This window comes from Cupriavidus sp. FW305-26, assembly GCF_058787975.1.
Genome location: NZ_JBYTAH010000142.1, coordinates 1 through 5,258 on the forward strand (window position 1 = coordinate 1; position 5,258 = coordinate 5,258).

Genomic DNA, 5,258 nt, shown 5'->3' on the forward strand with positions numbered 1-5,258 from the left:
CCGGGCAAGTGCCCGGCCTCGCGCCAGCATGCGGCCAGCGGCCGCAGCCAGGGTCAGGCTTCCATCACTTCGCCGAAGCGCTGCAGGTGGTAGTCGCTGTCGCCCAGCAACTGGTCCAGCATGGTCAGGCGCTTGAAGTAGTCGCCCACGGACAGCTCATCGGTCATACCCATGCCGCCGTGCAGCTGCACGGCCTGCTGGCCGACGAAGCGCCCGGCGCGGGCCAGCGTCACCTTGGCCGCGGACAGCATGCGGCGGCGCGCGGCGGGATCGGCCTCGTCCAGCGCCTGGACTGCGACGTAGGCCATCGACAGTGCCAGCTCCTTCTGCACCAGCATGTCGGCCATGCGGTGCTGCAGTGCCTGGAAGCTGGCCAGCGGCTTGCCGAACTGCTGGCGCGTGCCCAGGTACTCGGCGGTGATCTCGATCAGCTTTTCCATGGCGCCGGCGCCCTCGGCGCACAGCGCGGCAACGCCGTGCTCAAGGCCCACGCCCAGCGCGGCCAGGCCGTCGGCGGGCTGGCCCACCAGCGCGTTGGCCGGCACCGTCACGTCCTGCAGCGACAGGTCGGCGGCGCGCAGGCCGTCGACGGTCGGGTAGGCGGTGACGCCCAGGCCCTTGCTGTCGCGCGGCACCAGGAACAACGCAATCTCATTGCTGCCGGCCACGCGCGCGGTCAGCAGGTAGGCGTCGGCGGCGGCGCCGTGCCAGACCACGCTCTTGATGCCGTTGAGCACGTAGCCGTCGCCGCTGCGCTCGGCGCTGGCGCGGGCCGATTCCGGGCGGTAGCGGGTGGTCGGCTCCAGGTAGGCCAGCGTGACGATGCGCTCGCCCGAGGCGATCGCGGGCAGCCATTGTTCCTTCTGCGCGGCGCTGCCGTGGGCGGCCAGGATGGCCGCGGCCATCACGCCGCTGGGCGTGACCGGCTCCAGCACCAGGCCGCGGCCCAGTTCGCGCTGCACCACCAGCTGGCTGGCTGGGCCTTCGCCGAAGCCGCCGAAGTCGGCCGGCACGGTCAGGCCCAGCACGCCCATTTCAGCGAGCTTGTTCCACACGCCGCGATCCAGGCTCTCGCCTGCGCGCGCGCTCTTGCGGCGGGCCTCGAAGGTGTATTCGGTATCGATGAAGCGACGCAGGCTGTCCGCCAGCATCTGTTGCTCTTCGCTGTAGGTGAAGTCCATGTCAGCTATCCCTTCAGAAACCCAGGATCATCTTGGAGATGATGTTCTTCTGCACTTCGGTCGCGCCTCCGTAGATCGAGGTCTTGCGCATGTCGTAGTAGGTGGAGGCGGCAGGGGCGGCCCAGTCGGGGCCCGCCACCGGCTGCGTCGCGCCCGGCTCAAGCCAGTCCGGCGAATACGGCCAGGCGTTGGGGCCGGCCACTTCCATCATCAGCATGCCCAGGTCCTGCTGCACCTCGGAGCCGCGGATCTTGACGATCGAGGCCTCGGGGCCGGGGGTGCCGGCGGCCTGCGTGGCGACGCGAAGCAGCAGCATTTCCAGCGCCATGATGTCCATCTCGACGCGGGCGATCTTGTCGCGCATGCGCACGTCTTCGATCAGCGGGCGGCCGGCGCCGTCGGTGGCCTGGCTGGCGTAGTGCTTGAGCAGGCGCAGCTCGCGGTGGCAGTGGCCGATGCCGGCAATGCCGGTGCGCTCATGGCCGAGCAGGTACTTGGCATAGGTCCAGGCGCGGTTCTCTTCGCCGACCAGGTTCCCGACCGGCACTTCCACGTCTTCGAACCAGGTCTCGTTGACGTCATGGCCGCCATCGAGCGTCTTGATCGGGCGCACCGTCACGCCGGGCGACTTCATGTCGATCAGCAGCATCGAGATGCCTTCCTGGGCCTTGGCCTCCGGGTCGGTGCGCACCAGGCAGAAGATCCAGTCGGCAAAGTGGGCCATGGTGGTCCAGGTCTTCTGGCCGTTGACGATGTACTTGTCGCCCTTGCGCACCGCGCGCGTCTTCAGCGAGGCCAGGTCGGAACCCGAGCCCGGCTCGGAGTAGCCCTGGCACCAGAAGTCGTCGATATTGGGGATGCGCGGCAGGAAGCGCTGCTGCATCTCGGGGCTGGCGTACTTCATCAGCACCGGCCCGATCATGGTCAGGCCGAACGGCAGCAGGCGCGGCGCGCCGGCGCGGAAGGTCTCGATCTCGAAGATCAGGCGCTGCAGCGCGGTCCAGCCGGTGCCGCCCCATTGCCTGGGCCAGGTCGGCGCACCCCAGCCGCGCGCCTGCAGGATGCGGTGCCAGCGGATGTAGTCGTCCTTTTCCACGCGCTGGTGGTTGAGAACCTTGCTGCGGATGTCTTCCGGCAGGCTGGCCTGCGCGAATGCGCGGACCTCCTCGCGGAAGGCCTGTTCCTCGGCGGTGAAACGCAAATCCATCTGAATGTCCCCTGTGGTACGCGGGCCGCGCGGCGCTTCTTGCCCTGCCTGGTTGTGCAGTGCGTCAAAGCGGCGGCCCTCATTGTGCCGGCCGATTGTAGGGGCCGGGCGCGATTCTTTGCTTCATCAATGATAAAGCCGTCCTTCGTGGAGGCGGAACCACCTGCGCCGGGTGGTGGCGGGGCGAACTGCGGCTGGCCAGTGGCGTTGACGAACACGGCCTTAGTGAATTCCAAATGGCTGCGGCACGGGGCTTGCAGCAAACTGATGCAGCCAGTTTCATGTGGCCGGGTGTATTCCGCCGCATATCCGAGTCAGCCTGCATCGAGAGACCCACCAGCACCATGTCTTCCTTCCGCCCCGAATACATCCACGACATCCCCCGCTACTGGGCCGCGCAGACGCCCGACGCGCCGTGCCTGCACGAGAACGGCGCCGTCATCAGCTACGGCGAGCTGTGGCGGTGCATCGAGGCCGCCCGCGACTGGCTGGCGGCGCGGGGCGTGGGCGAGGGCGACCGCGTGATGGTGGTCGGCGAGAACTGCAACGAGATGGTGGTCACGCTGTTCGCCAGCAGCCTGCTGCATGCCTGGCCGATCCAGGTCAATGCGCGCCTGTCCGCGCGCGAGATCGACAATATCCGCGATCATGCGCAGCCGGCGCTGGTGCTGTTCACCGGCCATGCCTCCGACGTGGCCGCGGCGCACGGCGAGCGGCTGGGCGCACAGGCCACCGGCTGCCCGGTGTTCGACGCTGGCATGCGGGTGGTGCGCGCGGCCACCGCGCCGCAGCGCGAGCCGGCCGGGCTGGCCCGCAGCGTCGCCACGCTGATCTATACCTCCGGCACCACCGGCGCGCCCAAGGGCGTGATGGTGCCGCATGCGGGCCTGACCCAGTTTGCGCGCATCTCTGCCACCTCGCGCGACATGGGCCCGGCCGACGTGGCCTACGGCGCCTTGCCGATGTCGCATATCTTCGGCATTGCCACGGTGCTGATGGCCACGCTGTATGCGGGCGCCAGCCTGTTCCTGCGCCCGCGCTTCGACGCCAATGAAGTGTTCGAGTCGCTGGCATCGCCCGGCGTCACCATCCTGCAGGGCGTGCCGACCATGTTCACGCGCATCATGGCGGTGGCGCCCACCGTCGGCGCGAAGCCCGGCGCCTATCCGCGCCTGCGCTACCTCTATACCGGCGGCGCGCCGCTGGACCCCACGCTCAAGCGCGAGGTCGAAACCCTGTTCGGCCAGGCGCTGCACCATGGCTACGGCATCACCGAATACGCCGGCTCGCTCTTCATCACGCGCATGGAAGCCCCGCGCGCCGACTGCTCGGCCGGCTATATCGTCGAAGGCGTCGAGATCGAGATCACCGATGCCGAAGGCAAGCTGCTTCCCGCCGGCGAGCGCGGCCAGATCCGCGTGCGCGGCCCGGGCGTGATGCTGGGCTACTACCGCAACCCCGAGCAGACCGCCGAGGCGCTGCTGCCCGGCGGCTGGCTCAATACCGGCGACCTGGGCTACCTGGATGCCGACGGCGCGCTGTTTATCTCCGGCCGCTCCAAGGACCTGATCATCCGCTCCGGCTTCAACGTCTACCCGATCGAGGTCGAGTCTGTGATCAATGCCTTCCCGGGCGTGCGCCAGTCGGCCGTGGTCGGACGCACCACCGGCGATGGCAACGAGGAAGTGGTGGCCTTCATTGAAATGCAGGACGGCGCCGAGCTTGACCGCAAGGCGCTGGACACCTACCTGCGCGAGAGCCTGGCCCCGTACAAGCGCCCGGCCGAGGTCCGCACCGTCGACGTGATTCCGACCACGGCGAGCGGCAAGCTGCTCAAGCAGCCGCTGCGCGCCATGCTCGATTAAGCGCCCGCCGGGCCCGCCGGCCCCGGGCAATATCAGCCTTACCTGGAGGAGACAATAATGAAGACATGGACGACACTGTCAGCCCTGACCGCCACGCTGCTGCTGCAGGGCGCGGCGTGGGCCGCCGACGCCTACCCGTCGCGGCCGATCAAGCTGCTGGTGGGTTACGCGCCCGGCGGCCCGGTCGACACAGCCGCGCGCATCTATGCCGAGCAACTCGGGCGCGTGCTCAAGCAGCCGGTGGTGGTGGATAACCGCGCGGGCGCCAGCGGCGCGATCGCCGCCGACATGACCGCCAAGGCGGCGCCGGACGGCTACACGCTGTATTTCGTCGCCAGCCCGACCATGACCATGACGCCGCTGATCCAGCACTCGGTCAATTTCAATCCGGTCAAGGACTTTACCTATATCGGCCTGATCACCGATTACACCAACGTGCTGCTGGTGAACAAGGACTTCCCGGCGAAGAACGTGGGCGAGCTGGTCGACTATGCGCGCAAGCATCCTGAGGGGGTCTCGTTCGGCTCGGCCGGCATTGGGGCATCGAACCACCTGTCGGCGGAATTGCTGGCTCAGATGAACAGCGTGAAGATGCTGCATGTGCCGTACAAGGGCAATGCGCCGGCCATGGCTGACGTGATGAGCGGCAAGGTCACGTTCATGTTCGATATTACCGGCACGGCCATCGGGCATATCAATGGCGGCAAGGTGCGGGCGCTGGCGGTCACGTCGAAGACCCGCAACCCGGCATTGCCGAACGTGCCGACCATGATCGAGTCTGGCCAGAAGGACTATGACCTGACTGGCTGGTATGCGCTGGTGGGGCCGCAGAAGCTGCCGGCTGATGTGGTGGACAAGCTGGTCAAGGCGCAGAAGGCGGTTGGGGAGGATGCTGCTTTCCGGCAACGGATGACGGCTGGGGGGTATGACGTGAATATCAGCACGCCGAAGGCGCTGGGAGATCGGATTCAGCGGGAGCTGGCGTTGTGGGGTGGGGTGGTGAAG

4 protein-coding genes are annotated in these 5,258 nt (G+C 67.9%); 2 read left to right on the forward strand and 2 right to left on the reverse strand.

Annotated features, from left to right (window positions below; translation table 11 throughout):
* Positions 1–53: 53 nt before the first annotated feature.
* The gene (locus AC3WQZ_RS35355; RefSeq protein ID WP_062804632.1) at positions 54–1,181 is read right to left on the reverse strand and encodes an acyl-CoA dehydrogenase family protein; all 1,128 of its coding nucleotides are present in this window, start codon (positions 1,179–1,181) and stop codon (positions 54–56) included.
* 13 nt (positions 1,182–1,194) lie between these two features.
* Positions 1,195–2,388: an acyl-CoA dehydrogenase family protein gene (locus AC3WQZ_RS35360; RefSeq protein WP_492302126.1), complete on the reverse strand. Its 1,194-nt coding sequence runs from the start codon at positions 2,386–2,388 to the stop codon at positions 1,195–1,197.
* Between the two features lie 344 nt (positions 2,389–2,732).
* Between AC3WQZ_RS35360 and AC3WQZ_RS35365 the strand changes: the two genes are divergently transcribed.
* Positions 2,733–4,253 carry a class I adenylate-forming enzyme family protein gene (locus tag AC3WQZ_RS35365; RefSeq protein ID WP_492302127.1) on the forward strand — a complete coding sequence of 507 codons (1,521 nt, stop codon included), beginning with the start codon at positions 2,733–2,735 and terminating at the stop codon, positions 4,251–4,253.
* A 57-nt stretch (positions 4,254–4,310) separates the two neighbouring features.
* Positions 4,311–5,258, forward strand: a 948-nt coding sequence (locus AC3WQZ_RS35370) for a Bug family tripartite tricarboxylate transporter substrate binding protein (protein ID WP_492302129.1), incomplete at its 3' end; no start/stop codon positions are given.

Excerpts from the sequence above, each read along its gene's own strand:
- AC3WQZ_RS35365 (WP_492302127.1), top strand. The coding sequence starts at position 2,733 with ATGTCTTCCTTCCGCCCCGAATACATCCACGACATCCCCCGCTACTGG.
- AC3WQZ_RS35360 (WP_492302126.1), bottom strand. The coding sequence starts at position 2,388 with ATGGATTTGCGTTTCACCGCCGAGGAACAGGCCTTCCGCGAGGAGGTC.
- AC3WQZ_RS35355 (WP_062804632.1), bottom strand. The coding sequence starts at position 1,181 with ATGGACTTCACCTACAGCGAAGAGCAACAGATGCTGGCGGACAGCCTG.